19 protein-coding genes, 1 pseudogene and 1 riboswitch are annotated in these 22,763 nt (G+C 71.8%); of the genes and pseudogenes, 13 read left to right on the top strand and 7 right to left on the bottom strand.

Annotated elements, in window-relative coordinates:
* Positions 1–23: 23 nt before the first annotated feature.
* The gene (locus IF54_RS0126250; protein ID WP_030322881.1) at positions 24–2,975 is read right to left on the bottom strand and encodes a helix-turn-helix transcriptional regulator; all 2,952 of its coding nucleotides are present in this window, start codon (positions 2,973–2,975) and stop codon (positions 24–26) included.
* Positions 2,976–3,257: 282 nt separating this feature from the next.
* On the opposite strand from IF54_RS0126250, the gene IF54_RS0126245 reads away from it, so the two are divergent.
* Entirely contained in the window at positions 3,258–3,440 is a 183-nt protein-coding gene (locus IF54_RS0126245) for a hypothetical protein (RefSeq protein ID WP_030322879.1), read from the top strand.
* A 32-nt stretch (positions 3,441–3,472) separates the two neighbouring features.
* Here the strand turns inward: IF54_RS0126245 and IF54_RS0126240 are convergent, their stop codons facing one another.
* On the bottom strand, positions 3,473–4,687 hold the full coding sequence (locus IF54_RS0126240; protein ID WP_030322876.1) for a DUF2207 family protein: 1,215 nt from the start codon (positions 4,685–4,687) through the stop codon (positions 3,473–3,475).
* Between the two features lie 240 nt (positions 4,688–4,927).
* Between IF54_RS0126240 and IF54_RS0126235 the strand changes: the two genes are divergently transcribed.
* Positions 4,928–5,623 carry a lysophospholipid acyltransferase family protein gene (locus IF54_RS0126235; protein ID WP_051735542.1) on the top strand — a complete coding sequence of 232 codons (696 nt, stop codon included), beginning with the start codon at positions 4,928–4,930 and terminating at the stop codon, positions 5,621–5,623.
* A 111-nt stretch (positions 5,624–5,734) separates the two neighbouring features.
* Here the strand turns inward: IF54_RS0126235 and IF54_RS0126230 are convergent, their stop codons facing one another.
* Genes IF54_RS0126230 through IF54_RS0126220 form a run of 3 tightly spaced genes read right to left on the bottom strand, consistent with a single transcriptional unit; the run spans position 5,735 to position 8,588 of the window.
* Complete coding sequence (locus IF54_RS0126230; protein WP_030322872.1) at positions 5,735–6,535, bottom strand: ABC transporter ATP-binding protein; 801 nt, start codon at positions 6,533–6,535, stop codon at positions 5,735–5,737.
* On the bottom strand, positions 6,532–7,545 hold the full coding sequence (locus IF54_RS0126225; protein ID WP_030322870.1) for a FecCD family ABC transporter permease: 1,014 nt from the start codon (positions 7,543–7,545) through the stop codon (positions 6,532–6,534). Before IF54_RS0126225 ends, IF54_RS0126230 begins: the two co-directional genes overlap by 4 nt.
* Entirely contained in the window at positions 7,542–8,588 is a 1,047-nt protein-coding gene (locus IF54_RS0126220) for an ABC transporter substrate-binding protein (protein WP_030322868.1), read from the bottom strand. Before IF54_RS0126220 ends, IF54_RS0126225 begins: the two co-directional genes overlap by 4 nt.
* Positions 8,589–8,641: 53 nt before the next feature.
* A riboswitch (cobalamin riboswitch) is annotated at positions 8,642–8,818 on the bottom strand.
* Here IF54_RS0126220 and IF54_RS44215 point away from each other — a divergent pair.
* Positions 8,788–8,982 (top strand): annotated as a pseudogene (locus tag IF54_RS44215) (hypothetical protein); the annotation flags it as partial. (Overlaps the previous riboswitch by 31 nt.)
* Before the next feature lie 77 nt (positions 8,983–9,059).
* On the opposite strand, the gene dctA reads toward IF54_RS44215, so the two are convergent.
* Together dctA and IF54_RS0126210 are read right to left on the bottom strand one after the other, a co-directional pair.
* Positions 9,060–10,523 carry a C4-dicarboxylate transporter DctA gene (gene dctA / locus IF54_RS0126215; protein ID WP_030322866.1) on the bottom strand — a complete coding sequence of 488 codons (1,464 nt, stop codon included), beginning with the start codon at positions 10,521–10,523 and terminating at the stop codon, positions 9,060–9,062.
* Positions 10,520–11,638, bottom strand: a complete 1,119-nt coding sequence (locus IF54_RS0126210) for a PrpF domain-containing protein (protein WP_030322863.1) — start codon at positions 11,636–11,638, stop codon at positions 10,520–10,522. Before IF54_RS0126210 ends, dctA begins: the two co-directional genes overlap by 4 nt.
* Positions 11,639–11,770: 132 nt before the next feature.
* Between IF54_RS0126210 and IF54_RS0126205 the strand changes: the two genes are divergently transcribed.
* From IF54_RS0126205 to IF54_RS0126160, 10 genes are all read left to right on the top strand, one after another.
* Positions 11,771–12,697: a LysR family transcriptional regulator gene (locus tag IF54_RS0126205; protein WP_030322861.1), complete on the top strand. Its 927-nt coding sequence runs from the start codon at positions 11,771–11,773 to the stop codon at positions 12,695–12,697.
* A gap of 405 nt (positions 12,698–13,102) precedes the next feature.
* Positions 13,103–13,228, top strand: a complete 126-nt coding sequence (locus tag IF54_RS43980) for a hypothetical protein (protein WP_267884975.1) — start codon at positions 13,103–13,105, stop codon at positions 13,226–13,228.
* 40 nt (positions 13,229–13,268) lie between these two features.
* Complete coding sequence (locus tag IF54_RS0126195; protein WP_078852115.1) at positions 13,269–14,747, top strand: MFS transporter; 1,479 nt, start codon at positions 13,269–13,271, stop codon at positions 14,745–14,747.
* Between the two features lie 4 nt (positions 14,748–14,751).
* Positions 14,752–15,996, top strand: coding sequence for a tetratricopeptide repeat protein (locus IF54_RS0126190; protein ID WP_030322856.1), 1,245 nt, complete (start codon positions 14,752–14,754; stop codon positions 15,994–15,996).
* Positions 15,993–17,909 (top strand): B12-binding domain-containing radical SAM protein, encoded by a 1,917-nt coding sequence (locus IF54_RS0126185; RefSeq protein WP_030322852.1) that lies wholly within the window; start codon positions 15,993–15,995, stop codon positions 17,907–17,909. Before IF54_RS0126190 ends, IF54_RS0126185 begins: the two co-directional genes overlap by 4 nt.
* Entirely contained in the window at positions 17,909–18,847 is a 939-nt protein-coding gene (locus IF54_RS0126180; protein WP_051735541.1) for a DUF692 family multinuclear iron-containing protein, read from the top strand. The genes IF54_RS0126185 and IF54_RS0126180 overlap by 1 nt, the downstream gene beginning before the upstream one ends.
* On the top strand, positions 18,837–19,604 hold the full coding sequence (locus tag IF54_RS42775) for a hypothetical protein (protein WP_030322848.1): 768 nt from the start codon (positions 18,837–18,839) through the stop codon (positions 19,602–19,604). The genes IF54_RS0126180 and IF54_RS42775 overlap by 11 nt, the downstream gene beginning before the upstream one ends.
* The gene (locus IF54_RS0126170; RefSeq protein ID WP_030322845.1) at positions 19,601–20,422 is read left to right on the top strand and encodes a JmjC domain-containing protein; all 822 of its coding nucleotides are present in this window, start codon (positions 19,601–19,603) and stop codon (positions 20,420–20,422) included. The genes IF54_RS42775 and IF54_RS0126170 overlap by 4 nt, the downstream gene beginning before the upstream one ends.
* Complete coding sequence (locus IF54_RS0126165; RefSeq protein WP_030322843.1) at positions 20,413–21,462, top strand: aKG-HExxH-type peptide beta-hydroxylase; 1,050 nt, start codon at positions 20,413–20,415, stop codon at positions 21,460–21,462. Before IF54_RS0126170 ends, IF54_RS0126165 begins: the two co-directional genes overlap by 10 nt.
* Positions 21,455–22,498 carry a metallopeptidase TldD-related protein gene (locus IF54_RS0126160; RefSeq protein WP_030322841.1) on the top strand — a complete coding sequence of 348 codons (1,044 nt, stop codon included), beginning with the start codon at positions 21,455–21,457 and terminating at the stop codon, positions 22,496–22,498. The genes IF54_RS0126165 and IF54_RS0126160 overlap by 8 nt, the downstream gene beginning before the upstream one ends.
* Positions 22,499–22,763 lie beyond the last annotated feature (265 nt).

Here is a 22,763-nt window from a genome sequence, read left to right as displayed (position 1 = left end):
AGAGCGAGGACCGGAGCGGCCGGTCAGACGGGCGGCCGGTGGACCATCGCCCCCAGCGCTCGCGGCAGTGCCGCGCGGGAGGGGATGTCGAGCTTGCGGTAGATGCGGCCGAGGTGGGCTTCGACCGTCCTGGAGCTCACGAAGAGCTCCTCCGCTATCTCCTTGGTGCGCTTGCCCCCCGCCGCCAGTTCCGCGATCTCCCGCTCCCGCTCGGTGAGAAGAGCCACTGTCGCGCGGACACCTGACTTCTGCACCGTCGTGACCGAAGCACCGGCGGTGACGCAGGACGCGGTCAGCAGGGCCCTGACCCGTGCCGCCTCCTCGATGATCCGCTGAGCTCCACAGGCCCGGGCGGCCTTTCCCGCCGTGTCGAGCCACTCCAGCGCCTGCTGCATGCCGTGGGCCGCGTGGACCGAGGGCGCACCGGTCACCAGGGTCCAGGCGTGTTCCAGCGGGACGCCCGCGCGGCGGAACGACTCCGCGACCTCGAAGAACAGCTCCGCCGCCCGAATGTGCTCCCCTTCGGCCGCGTGGAGCTCGGCACGGGCCCTGCGCACGTGGTGCAGTTGCAGCGGCAGCCCCAGCTGTGCGGCCACGACCTCCCCCGCTTCGACCCAGTCACGGGCGGCGTCGATGTCTCCGCAGCGCAGTGCCGCGACGCCGGCGAGGGCCAGGAGGGAAGGCTGCCAGGCACGCACGAGCAGCTCCAGCCGCGGGCCGCCCTCCTCGGCGAGGGTGCGCAGACAGCCTTCCGGGTCCCCGCCGAGGAACTGGGCCTGGGCGCGCAGGCCCACGGCCACGGCTGCCCGCCACGCCCGCTTTGCCACGGCGAGGGAGTAGCCCTCGTCGGCGAGTTCGAGCAGCCTGTCGGTGTCCCGCCGTGAACGGGTCCAGAGCAGTCCCGTGGCCCGCAGGATCATGGCGAGGCCCGCGGCTTCGTCGACCCCGCTCGTCCGGGCGAGCAGACGGGCCTCCTCGGCACGGCGGCACAGCGTCTCCAGACGCCCCGTCAACTGGTCGAGGTGGCACAGCGCCACCAGCTGGTTGATCCGGATCAAGCGCCGGGTGGCACCGGTGGTCGCCTGAAGACCTCGCTCCAGATGCCGGTAGGCGTCATGGACCCGCTCCTGGAACAACTCCGCGCAGCCGAGCATCGCCAGGACGTCGGGCAGGGTGACGGCCTCGGTGTCCGGCAGGGCGTCCACGATCCGCGCGCACTCGGTGACCTCGGCCACGGCCTCCGGCAGCAGCCCGAGCTGGGTGTCGCCGAGGGCGGCGAGGGCGCGCAGGTAGGGCACGGCCGGGTCGACGGTCCCGGCCGCCTCCACCGCTTCCCGGACCACGTCCCGAGCCTCGCCGTAAGCGCCCCGGAACAACTGCACCCGCCCGTACGCGGTGATCAGTTCGGCCGCCGACGGCGGGAGCGGCACCGGCAGCGGTCGGGGCACGAGATCGAGCGCCGTCCGGACCACTGCCTCGGCCTCCTGGTGACGGCCCAGCAGCCGCTCCAGTTCACCGCAGACCGCGTAGGACCTCAGCAGCAGGTCCTCGGAGAGATCCGCCCGGTGCCGGAGCAGCTCGTGCACCAGGGAGCGGGCCTCCTGGAGTCGGCCCACGGCACTGAGGGCCTGGCACTGGTCGAGCACGAGCAGAGCACGGGAAGCGCTGATCCGCTCTCCGGCGGGCAGGTGGTCCAGCGCCAGGCGCAGCCAACGGGCCGCGGTGGCCGGTGACTTGGCCATCGCCTCCGCCGCGCCGTCGACCAGCACCTGCCGGGCCTCGGCACTGCCCGCGCCCACCAGGTGCTCAGCCTGCCGGGCCCGCAGGAGCGCCGGCGCCCGTCGAGCGGTGAGCAGATCCATGGCCCGCCCGTGCGCCTCGACGCGCAGGGCAGGCGAAGCGTGTGCCAGGGCGACGTGGGCGAGTACCGGGTGCCGGAAGGCGTAGCCCCCGCCCCAGGCCAACGGCCGTATCAAGTCGACGTCGACGAGCTCGGTGAAGGCGGCGAGGGTCCGTTCCAGACCGAGGCCGGACACCGTGGCGACGTCGCCCGGGAGGAAGGGATCACCCAGAACGGCGGCGACCCGGACCGAGTGCGCGGCGTCGGCGGTGAGGACGTCCAGTTCGGTGACGACGGGGACGGCGGCCCGGAGCATGCCGTCGCGGTCGGGACCGGCACTGAGCGGCCACTCGTCCGGGTCCCACCGCGCCGCGAGCAGGATGCGCAGCATCCGGGGGTTGCCGCCGGAAGCGGCGTGCAGCTGCTCGAGGTAGGTGCCGTCGACCACGGGCGCCTCCGGGGCGCGCCATTCGGTGTAGGCGTGGTCGGGCGCCGGGTGGGAGACGGCAGGCGGGGAGCAGACGTCGGTGCGGGAGTCCTGGCCGAGGACATCGGATATCGCCCGGACGTCGAGGGCGGAGAGGGTCAGGCGGACGACCGAGCCGGTCTCCACCCCGTGTTCGAGCGCTTCTCTCAGCACCGGGCCGGACTGGCGCGGACGGTGCGCCAGCGCCAGCACGAACGGGCCGGGCGGAGGTGTCCGCACCAGCTGCGCGATCCGTCCCGCGGACTGCTCGTCGCACAGGTGCGCGTTGTCGAGGACGAGCACGCCGCCACGCCGCGCCGCCCAGCGCCCCAGCACGCTCCGCAGCTCGGCGTCGGCCCCTGCGTCGGGCTCCCGCGCCGTCGAGGGATCCCGCCTCTCCAGGGCTTCCAGGATCTCGGTGATGATCTGGCCGGGGCGTGTCGCACCACGTGCGGCGTGGGCTCGCGCCACGAGGGCCCCTGCCTCGGCGGCCCACTCGGCGAGCAGACCGAGCACGGTGGTCTTTCCGATCCCCGGCTCTCCGGCGACCTCCAGAACCACTCCCTTACCGTCGGCCAGATCTCTGACCACCGCGGAAAGAAGCTCGGTCTGCGCCTGTCTGCCGACGAGAACGGCACCGTTCCCCCTGGCCTGATCCTTGGGGGGCAAGTGGCCATCTCCCTTCGCATGGACGTGCACACGAACGAGCACACCGTCTGTTACCAGTCAATTCGGATACTAGGTCATCCCGTTGACCGGCCCACGGTCTGAACGGCGCACGGTGAGACGGCCAAGTGCGAGGGCCGTGAACCTAGGTACGCGATTGCGTAGTTCTACGCACGCCTCCGGAAGGCAGGGTTGGGAGACTCGCCTCCCGGGCTTCCGGACGGAGCCGCGGTGCAGCGAACGCCGTCCGGTCGACCGAGCCCGGCTGAACAGGGGAGTGCTCCGTTGGTTTCCAAGATCCGTGTCCTGCTGGGGATGCTCGTCCTCCTGGCTTTGGCCATCGCCTCCATCGCCCTGCTCGCGGCCGCGAAGGCCGCTCCTGTCTGGTTCACGATCGTCCCTCTCGGCATCCTCTTCATCGGCGCGTCGGTCGGCCGGTCGGCCGGATGGTTCGACAAGAAGCAGTGACCGGTCAGGCGGCTCGCGGGGACACCGGACGGTCAGCGCGGCACGGCCTCGATCACGCTGATCCGGTGGACCTGGCGGCGACGCGGACTGCAATGGACGTCGACGACGTCGCCCACCCGGAACCGGTCCGCGAGGTCCTGGTTCTTCCGGCCCGAGAACATCGGCCGGCTCCACCGGTGGACCTCGAAGGACCAGGCCGTGTGTGAGACGGGGTCCTCGATCGCGCAGCAGTAGTGCGTGATGTCGGTCAGGGGGTCGTCGTAGTGGGTTTCGTAGTCCCAGCGGCAGATGACGACACCACGGAACCTCAGCTCGGCGGGAACGGCCAGGACACGGCGCCGGGCCGGCAGCAGCAGGACCCAGAGCAGGGCACCGACCAGAACCGTGGCCGCCACGAGCGCCCCACCGTAGGGGATGTGGCTGGTCAGGGTGGCGATCAGCGTGGTCGTGGCGACGGCGCAGACGGTCACGACAAGCAGGACGAGCTGCCACGTGTGGCCCCAGCGCGGCGGATCCAGCGGGGCGGTGTCCACGACATGCCAGGACCTGCCGTACGAGGACCAGATCTGGCGCGACTCCCTCACGGGCAGCGCCGACTCGGGACCGTCCGCTCCCACCTGCCGTCCGGGCAGCCGGTGCGCTGCCGCGTCGGCGCTGTTCCGTACCTTCCGCGCGGCCTGTCGACCGGCGGCCGTCAGCCGGGGGCCGGACCGGCCCCGGAACGGAGGCCTCTGCACCGCGGCCACCGCACTCAGCGGCAGGACGACGAGGACAACCACACCCGCCCAGCGCGGGCACCACGACAGGACGGCGTACAGGGACCCGAACCAGGCCACGAGCACGATGGTCCGCAACAGCAGGGTCAGGTAGGTGTTGCGCGCCGGCCGTATCATGTTCAGGGCCTTGGCCTCTTCGCGGACGCTCTGCTGAAAGCCGCGCCACCACACCCAGAACTCGTCACCGTCGCCTGGTCCGAGAGCGCCTACGGGGACGCGGTCGACGCCGTTGCGGCAGCGGTGCCGGACGCGTTCGACCAGAAGTTCCTCGAAGGGACGCAGCCCCGCCGGGCCGGCCTTCCCACCAACCGTCCGTACGGTCACCGTGCCGTCCGCCTTGCGCTCGGCCTTCAACCGGCCGGTGCGGGCCATCTCCAGGGCGGTCGTCTCGATGGCCTTCGGCGTCACCTCGCCGTCCCCCAGAAGCAGGTTCACCACAGCCGCGGGCAGCCCCTGGTCCTCCACACGCATCCCCCCTGACCTGTGACCGGGAACGGGAGACGTCGCTCCCCCGCCCAACGACCGTAGGCCGCCGGGGAGATCACCGCATCGGGGAAAACACGTAACCCCCACGCACACGTCGGAGCTTCCCCACGGGTGAGTACACGTACTCATGCGGCGCGGGATCCCGGGTGCCACGATGACGGTCACCTGCACGCCAGGCAGGCAGGCAGCGTCCGGCTTCCGAGACGCCGAAAGGAACGGCAGCCCGTGCTCACCACCCTCGCCCGCACCGTGGTCCCCGTCCTCGGCCGGCTGTCCGTGACCACCGGTACGGTCGGCGCGATCGCGCCCGGCAGCGTGGTGGCGCCCAACCACACCGCGCTGATCGATCCCGGCGTCGTCCTGACCGCGCTGCGCGCCCTGGGCACCGAGCCCGTCGTCCTCGCCGCCGCCGGACTCTGGAGAGTCCCCGTCCTGGGCCGACTCCTCACCAGGGAAGGCCACATTCCGGTTCACCGTGGGAGCCGGCAGGCAGCCGCGGCACTCGATCTCGCGTCCCAGGCACTCGCCGCCGGCCGGGTCGTGGTGATCTACCCCGAGGGCCGCATCCCACGGCGCCGGGACTCCGCCGACCGCGCCCCCGCATCCCTGCGCACCGGCGTCGCCCGCCTCGCACTCGCCACCGGCGCCCCCGTCGTCCCGCTCGGACATGCCGGGGCCCGCCGGATCGTCTCCGGCAGCGTGCCGAAGCAGATCGGCGGCCTGCTCACCGCGCCGCTGCGCCGCCCGGCCCTGCACGTCCACGTGGCCGACCCCATCCACCTCACCGGCGACCTCCCCGACGCCACGGCACACCTGCACGCCGCCGTCCGGCAGGCCTGGCGGCAGGCGGTCGACCAGGTGATCTCCCACCGGTCCGGGAGAGGCGGACGGGCGGGTGCGGATCGTAGTGACGCGCACTGACGGTGACAGCTCCGGTCACCGGTCACACGACCGCCACTCGTCGTAAGGTGCCGACGCGGTGGGGGCCTGCCCCCTTGTCCACTGGCTCAGTTCGCGGTCGGGACGCCGCCGTTACACCCTCCTCGGGCTCGGCAGGACCTCGTCCGGGGCCGCCGGGCGCAGGAAGCGGATCGCTGGGTGGCCGGGGTCATGGGTGACCTCGGCTCGGACCCCGTAGACCTGTTCGATCAGGGCGGGTGTCAGGACCTCGGCCGGTGTACCCTCCGCGACCGCGCGGCCCTCGCGCAGGACGAGCAGCCGATCGCAGTACATCGCGGCGAGGTTGAGGTCGTGCAGGGCGATCACGGTGGTGACCGGAAGGCTCACGACGAGCGTCAGCAGGTCCAACTGGTGCTGGATGTCGAGGTGGTTGGTGGGTTCGTCGAGGAGGAGTTCGCGGGGTTGCTGGGCGAGCGCGCGGGCGATCTGGGCGCGTTGGCGTTCGCCGCCGGAGAGGGTGTGCCAGGACTGGTCGGCCCGGTCGGTCAGGCCGGTGCGGGCCAGCGCCTCGGTGACGGCCGCGGCGTCGGCCGCCGTCGGTGGGGTCCAGGCACGGCGGTGCGGGATGCGGCCCAGGGCGACGACGTCCTGGACGGTCAGTTCGGTCCGGGTGTCGGCGTGCTGCTCGACGGTGGCGATCCGGCGGGCGGTGACGCGTCGGCCGACCTCCGGCAGCGGACGTCCGTCGAGGGTCACGACCCCGGTGGTGGGCGCGAGGACACCTGCCAGCAGCTTCAACAAGGTCGATTTTCCTGAGCCGTTGGGGCCCAGCAGTCCGACCGTCTCACCGGGACGCAGAGTGAGGGTGACGTCGTCGACCACCACCGTGTCGGCGAGGCGCCGTACGACACGGTCCGCGTGCAGGCCGGTCACACCCTTCTCCTTCCGCGGTACAGCACGGCCACGAACGCGGGCACGCCGATCAGGGACGTCACCACGCCCACCGGGACCTCCTGGGGGTCGAGGACGGTACGGGCCAGCGTGTCCACCCAGACCAGGAACACTGCGCCCGTCAGCGCGGTGACGGGCAGGAGGCGGGCGTGGCCCGCGCCGGTGAGGGCACGGGTGGCGTGCGGGAGGACCAGGCCGACGAAGCCGATCGCCCCCGCACAGCTGACCAGGGCCGCGGTGAGCAGCGCCGTCGCGCAGAGCAGGACCAGTCGCGTACGGGCGACCCGGACCCCGAGTCCGGCGGCGGCCTCGTCACCGAAGGCGAAGGCGTCGAGCGTACGGGCGTACCCGAGGCAGACGACGAGGACCCCCACCAGGACGCCCGCACAGAGCAGCACCTGTCCCCAGTCGGCGCCGGCGAGCGAGCCCAGCAGCCAGAACAGCACGCCCCGGGTGGTCTCCGCGTCGGCGGAGGTCAGCACGACGAACGAGGTCAGCGCGGAGAACAGCTGCATGGCGGCGACCCCGGACAGCACCACCCGGTCGGTGCTGCCGCCGAGGGTGTGGCTGAGCAGGAGGACCAGGGCGAAGGAGAGCAGCGCGCCGAGGAAGGCGCCCGCCGACAGGGACACCACTCCCCCGCCCACTCCCAGCACGACCACGGCGACCGCTCCCGTGGAGGCGCCGGAGGAGACCCCGAGGACGAAGGGGTCGGCGAGCGGATTGCGCAGCAGCGACTGCATCACCGCCCCGCAGACCGCGAACCCGGCCCCGCACACGGCGGCAAGCAGCGTGCGCGGCATCCGCAGATCCCAGACGATGCCGTCCCGCAGTGGCGCCGACGTGCCTTCGCCGACGCCGAGATGGGCCGCGACGGCGGCCCAGACGTCCCCCGTCGAGATGTCCGCCGGTCCGATCGTCACGGCGACGGCGATCGACGCGAGCAGCGCGGCGAGGCCCCCGCCGGTCAACAGCAGCGTACGGAGGCTCACTTGGCGAGTCCGAAGTCGCGCAGTCCCGCCGCGACCTTCTCGATGCCCTCGACCGTACGGATGGAGGGGTTCATCGCCTGGCCGGACAGCAGGACGTAGCGCTTCTTCCGTACGGCGGTCAGGTTGCGGGTGGCGGGGTTGGTCTCCAGGAACCGGATCTTCGCCTCGGCGGTCTCCGCGGTCTGCTGCCTGCGGGTCAGGTCGCCGATCACGATGACGTCGGGGTCGCGGTCCGCGACCGTCTCCCAGTTGATCTGGGGCCACTCGTCGTGGGTGTCGGCGAAGGCGTTCCGCGCGCCGACCGCACGGGTGATGGCGCCCGGCGCGCCGCAGCAGCCGGCGAGGTAGGGCGACTGGGAGTTGGCGAACCAGTACATCAGCGAGACGTCCGAGGCGTCGATCCCGGCGGTGGCCGTGCTCACCCGCTTCCTCAGCGAGGCGACGAGCTTCCCGCCGCGCTCCTCGACACCGAACGCGCGGGCGAGGTCGCGTATCTCGCCGTAGACGGCGTCGAGGGTGAGCGGTTCACTGCGCGATCCGTCGCCGCCGCTGTCGTTGTCCTTGCCGGAGCAGTCGGACGGTGAGACATAGGTGGGCACGCCGAGCTTGTCGAACTGCTCGCGGGTGGCGACGCCTCCCTTGCCGAGCGTGGAGACGAACGAGGCGGTGACGAAGTCGGGTCGGGCGTCCAGGACCCTCTCGAACGAGGGGTTGTTGTCGGCGAGGCGCGGCACCGAGGCGTTGGCCTTCTCCAGTCCCTTCATCACCGGGTCGGTCCAAGTGGCCGTACCCGCCGTCCGGTCGGCGAGGCCGAGGGAGAGCAGGATCTCGGTGGAGCCCTGGTTGAGGGAGACGGCCCGCTTCGGGGCCGATGTCAGGGTGATCTCGCGACCGCAGTTGTCGAGGGTCACCGGGTAACCGGCGGCGGTTGCCTGGGACTTCGCGTCCTTCGCGTCGGACGAACCGCACGCGGTGAGCAGCAGGGCTGACACGAGGAGGAGCGCCGGGGTACGGAGCAGGGCGGGGGTGCGGAGCACGGGCATGCCTCTGGGGTCGGGGCTCTTACGCGGAGCCTGGCCTACGGACGTCCCCCGCGCCGGGGCGCGGAGGTGCCAGCAGGTCTTCGGACTCGGGTTCGTCCGGACGGGGCGCCTTCCCGGTCTCCCAGTGGCGTCGTGCCCCGCCCGTCCCCCTCACCGCTGCGCGTCAGTTCCGGATTCGCACCGGATTCCCTGGCCTCGGATGTGGCTCGACTGGCCCGACGAGGCTACCAAGCCGGTCGCACGGTCAGGACGGGCGGACCCTGCGATCCGGCACGGAGTACGGCGCGAGCGTGTGGCGTCCGCGGGTGCCGTACTCCGTTACGGGACGGCCGAACTACGTGACGGAACGGCCGAACTACGTGACGGGACGGCCGAACTACGTGACGGAACGGCCGAACTATGTGACGGAACGGGCGTAACACAAAGGAGCCGGTCCGGAGCGCCTGCTCCGGACCGGCGGTGCGGGGTGGGTCAGCCCGCGGCGGGTACCGGCTCGCGGCCCGCCCCCGCTGCCGCCTTCGGGTCGGCGTCCTCGGCCTCACCGCTCGCGGCCTTCGGGGCCGTGTCCCCGGCCTCCCCGGGGCGCGGGTCGGACGTCGGTTCGAGCCGCGCCGCGGAGGGCGTGGAGGTGAACGGGATCTCGCCGCGCAGGACGGCCCTGGCGCGTTCCTCGTCGAGTTGTCCCTCCCACTTGGCGACCGCGAGGGTGGCGACGCCGTTGCCGACCACGCTGGTCAGGGCGCGGGCCTCGGACATGAACCGGTCGATGCCGAAGATCAGGGCCAGCGCGGCGACGGGCACATGCGGCACGGCGCTGAGGGTGGCCGCCAGGGCGATGAAACCGGAACCGGTCACCCCGGCCGCGCCCTTGGAGGTCAGCAGCATGACGGCGAGCATGGACAGCTGCTGGGTGAGGCTGAGGTCGATACCGAGGGCCTGGGCGAGGAAGACCGAGCCCATGGTCAGGTAGATGGCGGTGCCGTCGAGGTTGAAGGAGTACCCGGCGGGCAGCGTGATCCCGACCACCGGCTTCGAGGCACCGGCGTGCTGGAGCTTGGCCATCATGCGCGGCAGCACCGGCTCGGAGGACGAGGTGCCCAGGACGATCAGCAGTTCCTCCTTGATGTAGCGGAGGAAGGGCAGCAGGCGCAGGCCGTTGAGGCGCATGACGGTGCCGAGCACCACCAGGACGAAGAACAGGGCGGTGAGCCAGAAGGAGCCGACCAGCAGGAAGAGGTGGCGCAGGGTGTCCAGTCCGTAGTTGCCGATGGTGAAGGCCATGGAGCCGAACGCACCGATCGGGGCGAGTCGCATGATCCAGCGGATGAGCGTGAACAGGACCCTGGAGAGCTTCTCGATGCCCTGGGTGAGCCCCGCGCCCGCCTCGCCGACTGCGTTGAGACCGAAGCCGAACAGGACCGAGATCAGCAGCACGGGCAGGATCTCGTGGCCGGTCAGCGCGCTGAGCAGGGTGTCCGGGATCATGGCGAGCAGGAACGCGGAGACGCTCTCGTGGCTCGCGGTCGCCTCCGGCGGCAGCCCCTCGGTCGACAGGGTCGAGGGGTCGACGTGCAGCCCGCTGCCGGGCTGGACGACGTTCACGACGACGAGCCCGATCACCATGGCGACGGTCGTCAGGACCTCGAAGTAGATGAGCGCCTTGAGACTGACCCGGCCGACGGCACGGGCGTTGCCCATGGAGGCGATGCCGTGCACGACGGTGCAGAAGATGACGGGCGCGATCATCATGCGGACCAACGCGATGAACCCGTCGCCCAGCGGTTTGAGATCGGCTCCGAAGGACGGCCACAGCGCGCCGACGGCGGCCCCGGCCAGGACGCCGATCAGGCACTGGACGTAGAGCAGGGACAGCAGAGCGCGCAGGCGGCTCGGTGGTGCGTCGACGGTACCCGGGGCGGCGTCGTTGCGGCTCATACGGGGCGTCCTTCCAGGACGGGAACGAGGAGTTCGGCTCGGGCGATGCGGCGGGCGGCGCGGTGCAGCAGCACCGTGGGGGACGCGCCCTCCTTCGCGGGGACGGCTCGGGCGGTGATGACACCGGCCGGGGTGCCCAGCCGCAGCGACCCATCGGCGGTCTGCCGGGCGACGCGGTGGGCGAGGGTGCCGGGGATGGCGGCAGCGGTGGCCAGGGCTACGGCCGAGGTGAGACCGATCGCCGGGTGGGGCGCGTGCATGGAGACCATGCGCACGGCCAGGTCGTACGCGTCCTGTGGGACGAGGGTGCCATCGGTGGTGCGGTAGGTGACAGGGCGGGCGACCACTCCGACCTTCGGGACGGCGTGGCTGACGGCGTCGCTCTCCTGGACCAGTCCCATGGCCAGGGCGGCCTGCCGGCGCAGCACGGTGAGGGCGGGCACCGCCGTGGCGAAGTCGGCGAGGGACTCGGTGCCGTCGAGTCCGAACGCCTTGGCCTCGAACAGCGCGGCCGGGGCGCCGGCGTCGACCAGGGACGCCTCGACGGTGCCGGTGGGACCGGTCAGCGTGTCCAGGGCGTGGCCGGTCGGCAGGGCCCGGCCGGTCGAGGTACCGGCGGGGTCCTCGAAGCCTAGGAGCACCGGCACGCCGAGCGCGGCGGTGCCCGGCACCCGGGCCGTGCCCGCGTCGGGGGCGGTGCGCCCCGGGGTGGGGATGGTGCCGCTGAGCCGGGCTCCGGTGTTGATGTTGAGCATCCGTACCGTGGTCGACTCCGGTGCGAGAGGCACCAGTTGGTGGTGGACGGCGTACAGGGCCACGGCGGTGGCGCAGTTGCCGCAGTTGCTGGTCCACTCCACCCGCGCGTCGCCGATGCCGACCTGGGCGAAGGCGTACTCGACGTCGACGTCCGGCTTCGTCGAGGTCCGGACGATCGCCGCCTTGGAGGTGGTCGAGGAGGCGCCGCCGACGCCGTCGATCTGGCGGGGGTCCGCGGCGTTGTAGGCGGCGAGCAGCAGGGTGTCGGCGTCCACGCCGGTCGCCACCACGTCGTGGTGGTCGAAGATCCAGCACTTGCTGGTTCCTCCGCGGATCATCTCGCCCTGCACACGCAACACAACGGACTCCTCAGGGACATCCCGACGGCATCTCCGTGCGGGCTGCGATCCACAGTGGGCGCGGGCAGCGTGAAGTACAATCTCGGAAATCTGCATGGGTATTAACTTGAACTGAACGCTGGAGGTGGCGGGATGCTCGACGTCCGGCGCATTCTGCTCTTCACCGAGGTCGCCCGCCGGGGTTCCGTCACGGCGACCGCACGCGCCCTCAACTACACGCCGTCAGCGGTGTCGCAGCAGGTCAGCCGTCTGGAGGCGGAGGCCGGACAGCCCCTGTTGGAGCGTCATGCGCGGGGCGTCACCCTCACCGACGCGGGGCGCGCGCTGGCCGAGCGGGGAGAGCGGATCGAGCGCGAACTGACGGCCGCGGAGAACGAACTCGCCGACTTCGCGGGGCTGCGGGCCGGCACACTCCGCGTCGGAACCTTCCCCACCGTCGGCGCCTCCCTGCTCCCCCGGGCGGTGATCGCCTTCCGCCGCACGCACCCCGACGTACGGCTGACGGTGCGCAGCGCCCGGATCGCGGGGCTGTGGGCGATGCTGGAGAACCGCGAGATCGAGATGTCCCTGATGTGGGACTACGACTGGAACCGCATCGACCGCGAGGACATCGTGGTCACCTCGCTCGTCGACGACCCTCCGGCGCTCCTCGTCGGCGCGGACCACCCCCTCGCCGGCCGCACCTCCGCCGCCCTCGCCGACTTCGCCGAGGACGCGTGGATCACCCGTGCGGAGAACCACCCGGTGGCCGAGGCCCTGGCCCGCAGCTGCCGTACGGCCGGTTTCGAGCCGCAGATCGCCTACGAGGCGCACGACTACCAGGAGGCCCAGGCGATGGTCGCCGCAGGAATCGGGGTCGCCCTCGCCCCCACCCTGGCCCTGGAAGGCATCCGCGGCGGCGTCAGTGTCCTGCCGCTGCTGCCTCCCGCCCCCGTGCGCCGCATCCTCCTCGTCCGCATGAGCGACCACGCCCTGACCCCGGCGGCCGAGGCCTTCGTGGGCTTCTTGCGGGACAGCGCGGCGGCCGCCGGGGGTCTGGCTCCGCCGAAGCAGCCCTGACTACCAGGGGGCGACGCACCGAGCGCGCCGGCACGGGGCCGGCGCATCGTTGTCGAGGGCGCCGGGAAGCGGATGCCGGGCTTGCCCTTGTGCACATCGGCTCGGCCAGTGCGCCCACCGGGCGACCGGCGCCTTCCATCGGGAAGCGGGGAGCCGTGTTTCCTCCGAAGAAAAGACGGAAGCGATCAAAATCGGCCGTTTGGCCATTTATGGAGTGGCGGATTCCGTTCCGCTTTCCTCGCTCTCCCGCGCGAAACCGGCGTTCGGCTTGCCAAACATATGTCTTTTCTCGCGGTTTCTGGCCAACCTTTCCACGCCTTCTGTGGATTCCCGAGCGATGTCGTTACGATCATTCGGGAGCGCGGCGGGGTTGGCCTGGCGCGCCGTATTTTCGAGGGAGAGAAAATGCGCGAGTCGAACGACGAGCAGAAGATCCTCGAGGAGATTGAGGACCTCGACTCCCTGGAGGTCCTGGAGGCGGAGGACCTCGACGACAGCGTCGCGTTCCACGCGTTCCGCTTCCGTTCCTAGCACCAACGCCAGTCAGGCATGATGCCGGTGGGCGGGCCGGGTGGCCGGCCCGCCCACCGGCGCGGTGACGTGTTGCGTACAGCGCCCGGCGCGTTCTGCCAGAAAGGTTTCACGGCCCCCGGTGGGAATTTATTTTCGGTTGTTCCGGCATCGTCGTTTCGCCGGACTCTGTTCCGGTCAGATTGTTTCTCTTATTGGTGACGCGTTTTTCCCCATCATTGTCGTGGTGGCCGCCGCGAAGGCGGGAACTCCCGCGGAGACCATCGGCGCAGTATTCGCCGCGCGCTTTGTCGCACTGGGGGGTGTCGTCCTCTTCAGCGGTGCGCTGCTGGATCGATTCGATCCGGTGCGGGCCGCAGTCGTAGCGGACTCCACGCGGGTCGTCGCCCTCGCCGTACTCGCCTTTGTGTGGGACGGCCGGCTGGACGCCGTCGTCGTCGCCGTCGCCGTGCTCGTCGGTCTGTGCGAGGCGGTGAGCGAACCCGCCCTGCTGGTCATCGCGCCCCGCGTCCTCGACAGGAGGAACCCGACGGCCGCGGCCGGGCCCGCTGAAGGCCCCGCGCCCGCCGAGGACGCCGAGGTCACCGCCGCCTACGGGCTCCTTGAAGGCCTGCGCAACGTCTCGGGGATGGTCGGTCCGACGCTGGCCGCCGCTGTGGTCGCCGGGCTCGGCTCGTCCGCCGGCGCCGTCCTCGCCGCGGTCACCTTCGGACTGTCCGCCGTCGCCACGCGCTGGGCGGGCGCGCACCTCGTCGCGGGTTCCCGGTCCGACGCCCCGGCGCAGAAGCCGGAGCCCGCCGGTGAAGAGCCGGAGGCCTCCCGCCCCGACGGCGACGGACCCGGCGAGCCCGAGCCCGAGCCCGAGCCCTCCCTCCTGCACTCCGCCATGCAGGGGCTGATCGTCCTGTGGCGCATCCCCTGGCTGCGCAGTGTGCAACTCCTCGCCGTCGTCCATGTGGTGTTCGCCGTCGGCCCCTGGATGGTCGCGCTGCCCGTCTTCCTGGTCGAGGGAGGTCACAGCGCCACCCTCTACGGATTCGTCCTGGGCGCCTTCGCCATCGGCAACGCCGTCGGAGCCTTGGTCGGCGGCAGGATCGGCGGCCCCCGCCGAGGCCTGTACGCACTCGCCCTGCTCGCCCTGTACGGCCTGACCGTGCTGGCGCCCGTGGCGAGCGGCTCGCTCGTGCTGCTGACCGTCGCCTTCGTTGCGGGCGGCATCGGACAGCAGGCGTTCGACGTGGCCAAGATGACGGGACTGCGCCGGGACGTACCCGAGGAACTGCACGGCCGTGCCTTCTCGGCGGACTTCTTCTTCTCCTTCGCCTCCCTGCCGCTCGGCCAGCTCCTCGGCGCCGCCCTGCTCCGCTTCGCCGACCCTCGCACGATCATGCTGTGGGGCGGCGCCCTCGTCCTGGTCTCGACCGCTGCCGTGACCCTGCGCCCGGACGTCCGCCGCTTCTCCTCCGCGCCGGTCGCCACATCCGTGCCTGCCGCGCCGACACCCCTCGTGGAACGGTGACCGGATGCCGGTGGACGTCGATCTCTTCGAGGAACACGGCGAGGTTGCGGCGCTCTGGCCGGACCGCCCCTACCACGGCCGTACGGTCGTGTGCTTCGACCGCCATCTGGACCTCAAACCCCTGGCGCCGGGGGGCGAGGAGGCGCTGCGGGCCACCGCCGACAGGAACGTCTCCCCGGCCGAACTGGTGCGCAGGCTCCCGGTCCGCGGGGTACCCGGCGCCTTCGGTCTCGACGACTTCTGGTCCGCCGCCGCAGTGGTCGCCGGCCTCACCGACCTGGTGTGGGTGCCCAGTTGGCGGTCGTACGAGGGCTGGCAGGCGCACGCGGTGGACGCCGTGTCCCTCATCACGACCGGCGGCAGACCGACCCGCCCCAGCACACGGCAGTGCTGCCTGACGGTCACCCTGTGCGGCGTCAGGCTGGCCGTCGTACCACCCGATCTCCTCGCCGGGCATCTGGACCGGCATGTGCACACGGACATCGTGACCGACATCGACCTGGACTGGCTGGTCGACGAGCACGGCAGGTTCGAGCACACCGCGCAGGACCTGGCCGAACTCGTCGGCGTCTGCGGCGGCGAACTGGCCGCGATGACCTGGTCGACCCGGTCCGGGTTCCTGCCCTCGGAGTACCGGACCGTGGGAGCGGACGTCGCCGCACGGCTCGGACTGCGCGCCCGGGAGTCCTCCTTCCTGCCCGCCACGCCCTGGCCGGAGGACCTGATGCTGCGCGTCCACCGGGGCACCGCGGCCCCCGCAGCGGGCCCGGCGGACGAGGAGGGGGGAGTGGAACAGGGCATCGCCGTCGCCCTGCACGGCCTGTCCCAGGCCGGCCTCAGTCCCGACCGGGCACAGGAGTGTTTCGAGCAGGCAGCCGGGCACGGCTACCACTCCAGCTGGCTCGCCTACAAGATCGGCGCAGCCCGCTATGCCAGGGGCGACCATCGCACGGCACGCCAATACCTGCGGGAAGCCGTCCGCCTCGACCCGCAGGACACCCTCGGCGCGCACGCCCGGATCATGGGCGCCCGAGCCACCCTGCGCCTGGAGGGGCCCGCCGCCGCGTTGTCCGAATTCCAGGCTCTGGGAGCCGAGTTGCCGCTGCGCAGAGGCGTCTGGAAGACGGTACGGGTGCTTGCCTGCGCCGAGGGCGACATGGACACGGCAAGGACTGCCGAGGGGCGACTGCGGCTGCTGGACCGGCTCACCGGGCCCGGCGCCGCCGAAGCGGAGGTGGAGGGCGCGTGATCGACGTACTGCTCGTCATGCCACCCGTCAGCGAAGCCGTGCAGTTCCCCTACCTGGCCCTGCCCCAGCTGACCGCGGCCTGGACCGCCCGCGGCCACACGGTGCGCGCCCTCGACCTCAACCTGGAGTACCGCGACGAGGTGCTGGTGTGCCGCGCTCCGGCCCGGAAGCGGCCGGACGACACCCCCGTGACGAGCGCCGGGGACATCTACCGCAGCGTCAGCGAGCGCTACCGGTCGGATCACGGCGCCCTGCTGCTCAGCACCGCCCGGGACCGCTCCACTGGTTTCGCCCAGGAGACCGCCATCCAGGCCACCGGCCGCTATGTGGCCCAGCAGGCCGCCCGGGACGGCTGGGTCATCTCCGGGACGCCCCGGCTGGGACAGCTCGACAAAGTGGTCGAGGCGGCCAGCGACACCTGGTCGGCGCGCTGGTGCGCCGGCCGGCTGGAGGCCGTGATCGAGGAGGAACGGCCACGCGTCCTGGCCTTCTCCGTTCCCTTCTTCAGCCAGGTCGTCCCCACCCTCGTCCTGACCACCCTGCTCAAACAGCGCCGGCCGGACCTGAGGATCGCGCTCGGTGGGCCGACCGTGCAGATGTGGGCGGCCCTTCTGCTGCGCCGCACCGAGGCTGCCCGCTCGGTGGACCACTGGTGCGTCGGCCACGGCGAGGACTTCCTCACGGACATCCTGCCGCCGGGATCGGCGGCGGCGTCGGCCCGGCAACCGACTCCCCTGCCCGCACACGCCGCGGAGGGCCTGCGGGACGCCTTCGTGCTCAACGATCAGCCGATGCCGGACTTCGGCCAGTTCGACTTCGCCGACTACAGCAACCAGGCCCACCAGTTCCCCTACCGCCTCACCGTCGGCTGCTACTGGGGCAGATGCACGTTCTGCTCGTACGGCAACCGCTACCGCGACGCCCGGGCCTTCCAGCAGATCCACCCCGGCACCGCGGCCGACCACCTGATCGCGCTCTCCGAACGGCTCGGCATCACCGATGTGGCGGTGGCCGACGAGAACACCGGGCTGCGGCATCTGTTGCGGGTCATGGAGGCGGTACGCCGGAGGGGCACCGAGCTGACGTTCCGGGTCCGGGCGCGGCTGGAGCCCGAGCTCGCCGACCCCGGCTTCTGCCGTCGGCTGCGGGAGTCGGGCTGTGTGCAGCTCTCGACGGGATTCGAGACCGCCCGTCAGGAGATCCTCGACTCCCTGGGCAAGGGACAGGACGCGGCGCACGCCGAACGAGCGGTGCTCAACCTCACCCGTGCGGGCATCGTCACCAACCTGTCCTTCATGGACGGCTACGACCATCCGAACGCCGTCGACGGCTACCACGACACCGTCGGTGTCATTCAGCGGCACCCGGCGGAGCTGGGCCTGGACACCATGCAGCTCGTGGTGGCCGAACCCGGCAGCTATCTGTGGGCGCAACGGGAGCGTCCCGACGACGAGCCCCTGGTCACCAACGACGGTCTGGCGTTCGCCGCGGGACGGGTGGGTGGAGCGGTCCTGGACGACACCGCGACCGAGGCCGCCAGACAGCGGCTGCTGCGGATGACCGTCGAAGCGGTCCCGGACGCCGAACGGGCCGGCCGGCCGGACCTGCCGCACCGTGGCGGCGAGCCGCCCTCCGAGGACCGGGCGCCCCAGCGGCGGCCCGCGCCGGGGCCGGCGCCGGCGGCCCGCCCGCGCTTCGCGGTCGCCCTGGAGCAGGTGGGCGGCCGCTGGTTCCTGGCCGACGTGGCCTGGCCCCGGATGGCAGCCGTGCCTCCCGGCCTCGCCCCCGACCGGGACGGCCGGTTCACGGCCGACGACCCGGCCAGCCACCGCTGGCTGCACCGGATGCTCGACAAACGCCTGCTGGTGCCGGATCCGTCGGCGCCCGACGCCCTCGAAGGGAGGAGTGCGTGATGGAGAAACTCGGACTCGGACTGGGGATGGACCTGGTCTGGGGGGAGCGCATCGGCTTCGACAAGACCGGCTCCGGCCGTCCGACCGACCAGGTGGCCGCCTTCCTCGAGCGCAACGCCCGTGCCTACGACTACATGTTCGTGGCCTTCCAGCCCATCGACTACGGCCCGCTCGATCCCGAGCGTTACGTCCCGGCGTACGACCGGCTCTTCGAGCTGTTCGGCGCACGGCGCCCGCGCGCCTTCCACCACACCCTGCTCAACACCGGCAGCCCGGAGGACTACGAGCGGGCCGCGATCGCCGAGTTCACCAACGCGCTCATCGAGCGGTACGGATTCCGCTGGGTCATCGAGGACCTCGGCATCTGGTCCCTGGCCGGCCGCAGCCTGCCCTACCCCATGCCGCCGGTGCTCACCACGGAGGGGCTGCGGCGGTGCGTGAGCGGCGTCGCCGACTGGGTGCGGCGGCTTCGAGCCCCCCTGTCCGTGGAGTTCCCCGGCTTCACCGAGGGTGGCAGCTTCCTCGTCGGCGAGCTGGACGCCTTCTCCTTCTACGACACGGTGATCCGCGAGACCGGTGCCCTGGCAACCATCGACATCGGTCACATCCTCGCCTACCAGTGGCTGAAGGGACGCACTGGGGAGCGGATGTTCGAAGGGCTGGAGGCGCTGCCCCTGGACCGCTGCCACGAAGTCCACCTGTCGGGGTGTCAGATCGTCGACGGACGCTTTCGCGACCTGCACCACGGCGTGCTGCTCGACGAACAGCTCATCCTGCTCGAGCACCTGCTGCCTCTGATGCCGAACCTGGCCGGAGTCACCTACGAGGATCCCAAGTTCACTGCCGAGGGAGAGCTGGTGCCCAAGTCGCGGCCCAACGCGGAACGGCTGTTCACCCTCGTCCGTTCCTGGAAGGAGGACGACGCCCGTGCAGCATGAAGCCCTCAGGCACGACCGCATCCTGCGGGTGCTGGACCGCCTGCTGTACGACAAGGACTTCCGCACCGCGTTCGCCGAGGACGGCCCTGCCGGCGCACGCATCGCGCTCGACGAGGACCTCCTGGACGCGTTCGGCCGGGTGGACGTGCACGAACTGGCACTGGTGGGACGCAACATCCGCTCCGAGGTCGTCTCCGGCGGCACCGGCACCGGGCCCGGCCTCAAGGGATCCTTCCCCCGGACGCTGGACGCGCTGCGGGAAGGGCGCCACGCCCCGGTCAACGAGGTGGCCGAGGCGTTCATCGCCTCGCCGGCCTTCCAGGAGTTCCGGGACGTCCCCTTCTCGCCCCGGGGACGGGGCACGACCCTGCCCGAGTGCTTCCACCGCTTCATGGCCGCACGGCCCGCCGGCCTCGACCCGTCCGGCGAACTGGAGCCGCTCGTCCATCACGAGGCGGCCGCCGCCGTCACCCGCGCGGTCGCCACCGGCGCCCACGCGACCTTCGACGTGGGACTGCGTGACATGACCTTCCACGGGGACGTGCTGTGCGGGTTCCGGGAGTACGCCGAGGCACCCGCCGAATGGCAACTGAAACCGACGATGTTCCTGGCCGGAGCCGGACGCTGCGTGATCGGGCCGGCCCGCCGTCCGCTGTTCGACGCCCTGACCAGCCTGCTCGACGGCCGCCCCGACGCACTCACGCCGTCCGTCCGGGCCTCGCTCGAGGACCGCCTGAGCTCATGGGGGCTGCGATGAACGAGCCAACGCAGATCGACGCGATGGCCTGCGCCGGGCGGCCCGACGAGATCGACCGGTTCGACCGGGAGCGCTTCTACCGCGACCACTGGCGCCGCCGTCCCCTGGTACTGCGCGGCTGCGGCAAGAACTTCCTGGCCCCCGCCCTGGAGTGGTCCGACGTCGAGGCGCTGGAGGCCCGGCTGGACGGCGACACCTCGGGAGCCGGTGTGCACCGGCGCCCCGACAGCACCGTGCTCTTCGTCAACCAGGCCCAGCACACCATGCCCGAACTGGCCGCATCCTGCACGCGGTTGGCGGACCTCATGGGCTGGGACGAGTGCACGGCCGACCTGTCCGTCACCCGCGGCAGTGGCGCGGGAATCGGCTGCCACTTCGATCACAGCGACAACTTCGTGGTCCAGCAACAGGGCTCGAAGAGCTGGCTGGTGGGTCTTCCGGAACACACCGGCCGCGAGCGGCAGCGCAAACGCATGCTGGAGACCAAGGGGTTCGTTCCCTCCGGTCGGTTCCCAGAGCCCCCGTGGCAGGTGGTGCTGCACCCCGGCGACGTTCTCTACCTCCCGCTGTTCGCCCCGCACGAGGGCGTCGAGGATCCGGACGGCTCGGCGCAGGGCTCGGTCAGTGTCTCCTTCTCGTACAACGCGCGCAGTGCGCTGGGCAGCCACCTCAAACCGCTGCTGCGCGCACTGGCCGCGGAAGACGCCTGGTGGCAGCCGCTGCCCCTGGCCGGGGCCGACCCGGACCGGCTCGAAGAGGCACTGCTACGAGCACTGCGCGACGTGACCCGCTCCGCGAAGGGGGAGACATGCGACTGAAGGAACTTGCCGCGGACAGGTCCGCCCGAGGACTGCCCGACCTCGCGCTGATCGTCCTCGCCGAGGACGCCGAAGCCGTCGCCGCCAACGAGCAGCTGCACCGGGTCGTCGCCCGGCAGTACCTGGTGCGGCTGCTGCGCGGGGTGAAGCGACTGCGCGAGGACCAGCCCGGCGCGTCCCAGCCCGCCCGGGTGCTGGAACTGGTGGACGGCTGGGAGGTCGACGAGGCCCTGAGCTGGGCTGTTCGCCCCGATGTCACGGGCTGGACCTGGCGCAGCACCAGGTCCGACGCGGACCCGGCGCAGCTTCTCGACCAACTCGGCAGGTGCCTGGCCGCGGAGCAGCCGCAGGTCTCCGTACACCTCGGTCCCCGGCGCACCGCGGCCCCGGTGATCACCACCGGCGCCGGCGCCCGCTCCGCCCAGCTGTTCGCGTGGGCCTGCGAGGGTGACGAGGATCCGCTCGACCTCACCGCCGAGCGGGCGGGGGCCTTCGCCGCGAGGGTGCGGAACGGAGCGGACGCGCTGGCTGCCGTGTGGCCCGAGGGCCGGGACATGGCCGCCATCGACATCCAGGCGTTCGCGGCACTGGGCAACCACCGCGGGCTGCGGCCGCTCAACTTCAGCATCCACGGTCTGCGCGGTCTGGTGCTGACCAGCGAGCGGCCCGCCTACATGCTCGCCCAGACGCTGGTCCATGAGGCCACCCACCAGCGCTTCAGCGGGATCCTCGACTGCGTGGCGGTGGTGCGCAATCCGCAGGCCACGCACCATTCCCCGTTCGTCGACGCGGAACGCCCGCTCGGGCACATCCTGCACGGGATCCTGTCCTTCATCAACGACGTCCATGCGGCCGACCGCCATCTGCGGACCGAGTCCGATCCGGTCGAACGGGGACGCCTGGAGCGCTACTGCGCCCTGAAGACCGGTCAGCTGCGCGTTGCCGAGAAGAACCTGCTCGAAGTGGCGGAGCCGACCGAGCACGGTGCCCGGATCATCGCGGGGTGCAGGGAAGCGATCAGCCGGCTGAACCATGCCTGACGGCACCACCGGTCTGCCCGCCGCCACGCGCGATTCCGGGGAACAGGCCCTGCGCGCGGCGCTTGAGACGGCCCGCACCGGGCTCGGAGCCCGGGCGCGCATCGTCCGCGACGAATCGGACGGGCTGTGCCGGGTGCGCATCACGCTCGGACCTGCACAGCACGGCCGAACGCCGCAATGGGGCGTCGCCGCTTACGACCGCACCTATGTGGCGGGTGAGGTGGCCTCCGGTGTACGGCAGTTGCTCGACGACCGTGCGCTGGTGGCTCGGCGCCGCCCGCTGCCCGGACCGGTGTCGGGCCCGACGCTGCTCACGCCGTCGGCGGCCGGGGTGCTGGTGCACGAGTGCTTCGGGCACACGAGTGAGGCCGACAACTACCTCGTCCACCGCAAGGCACTCGGCCTGGGGCTCGGCGATGTGTGGACCCGCGCGCCGCTGACGGTATGGGACCGCCCGACGGCTCGTCCCTACGCGGGCAGCTACGTCCGTGACGACGAGGGCACCCCGCCTCGTGCCGTCGCGCTGGTGCGCGAGGGCCGCTGGGCCGGGCTGCTCACCGACCACGCCACCCGTGCGCTGAGTGCGGGACGCAGCACCGGTCACGGTCGGGGGGCGCCCGGGGCGGTGATGCCTCGGTGCAGCGTGCTCGAGGTGGGCCCGGGAACGCGGTCCGAGACCGAACTGCTCGGCGGGATCGACGACGGCTGGGTCCTGGGGACCGCGATCGGCGGCTTCTCCGTGCGCGAACACCTGATCATCGAGGCGCTGTGGGCTCGCCGGGTGCGGGCGGGCCGCCTGACGGCGGACGTCGTCGGGCCGGTGGCCGTGTGCGCACCCAAGGTGGCGCTGGCCCGGCAGATCACGGCAACGGGGCGCGAGATACAGGTGCACAGTTCGCCGTACGCCTGTGTCAAGGACAGCCACGAGGTCGGTTCGACCTTGATCAGCCCCTCCCTGCTGCTGGGCCGTTGCGTCCTCCGGCCGCTCGCACATGTGGAGCGGCTGCTCGCCCGGACGTCCGCCCCGGTGCACTGAGAACATCCCATCCATCACCAGGCGCTCCCGCGGTTCGCGGGTCTCGGGCGGGGCCAGCCGGGCAAGGTGCACCTCGGTCCCGGCCTCGGCCAGCGCGTCGGCGGCCCAGTACCAGCCGGGCGTGGCCTCCAGCACCACCTTCGGCTGCGGCCCGGCCTTGGCGATCTCCCGCTTGAGCCGGGCCGGACCGTTGTTGAGGCGGACCATTTTGCCCAGCCGCTGCCCGTCCGCCGCCTCCGCACCAGAACCGAGCGGCACCGGTGCA

The sequence above is a fragment of the Streptomyces sp. NRRL B-3229 genome, assembly GCF_000719505.1.
Classification (GTDB): Bacteria; Actinomycetota; Actinomycetes; order Streptomycetales; family Streptomycetaceae; genus Streptomyces; species Streptomyces griseorubiginosus.
The sequence above is the reverse complement of the archived record's forward strand: the minus strand, read 5'-3'. Positions and strand labels throughout refer to the sequence as shown.

Bases quoted from the DNA above. Each gene is read 5' to 3' on its own strand.
- IF54_RS43980 (WP_267884975.1), top strand. From the start codon at position 13,103: ATGCGCGAGTCGAACGACGAGCAGAAGATCCTCGAGGAGATTGAGGAC.
- IF54_RS0126180 (WP_051735541.1), top strand. From the start codon at position 17,909: ATGGAGAAACTCGGACTCGGACTGGGGATGGACCTGGTCTGGGGGGAG.
- IF54_RS0126220 (WP_030322868.1), bottom strand. From the start codon at position 8,588: ATGCCCGTGCTCCGCACCCCCGCCCTGCTCCGTACCCCGGCGCTCCTC.
- IF54_RS0126205 (WP_030322861.1), top strand. From the start codon at position 11,771: ATGCTCGACGTCCGGCGCATTCTGCTCTTCACCGAGGTCGCCCGCCGG.
- IF54_RS0126190 (WP_030322856.1), top strand. From the start codon at position 14,752: ATGCCGGTGGACGTCGATCTCTTCGAGGAACACGGCGAGGTTGCGGCG.
- IF54_RS0126240 (WP_030322876.1), bottom strand. From the start codon at position 4,687: ATGCGTGTGGAGGACCAGGGGCTGCCCGCGGCTGTGGTGAACCTGCTT.
- IF54_RS0126170 (WP_030322845.1), top strand. From the start codon at position 19,601: ATGAACGAGCCAACGCAGATCGACGCGATGGCCTGCGCCGGGCGGCCC.
- dctA (WP_030322866.1), bottom strand. From the start codon at position 10,523: ATGAGCCGCAACGACGCCGCCCCGGGTACCGTCGACGCACCACCGAGC.
- IF54_RS0126165 (WP_030322843.1), top strand. From the start codon at position 20,413: ATGCGACTGAAGGAACTTGCCGCGGACAGGTCCGCCCGAGGACTGCCC.
- IF54_RS0126160 (WP_030322841.1), top strand. From the start codon at position 21,455: ATGCCTGACGGCACCACCGGTCTGCCCGCCGCCACGCGCGATTCCGGG.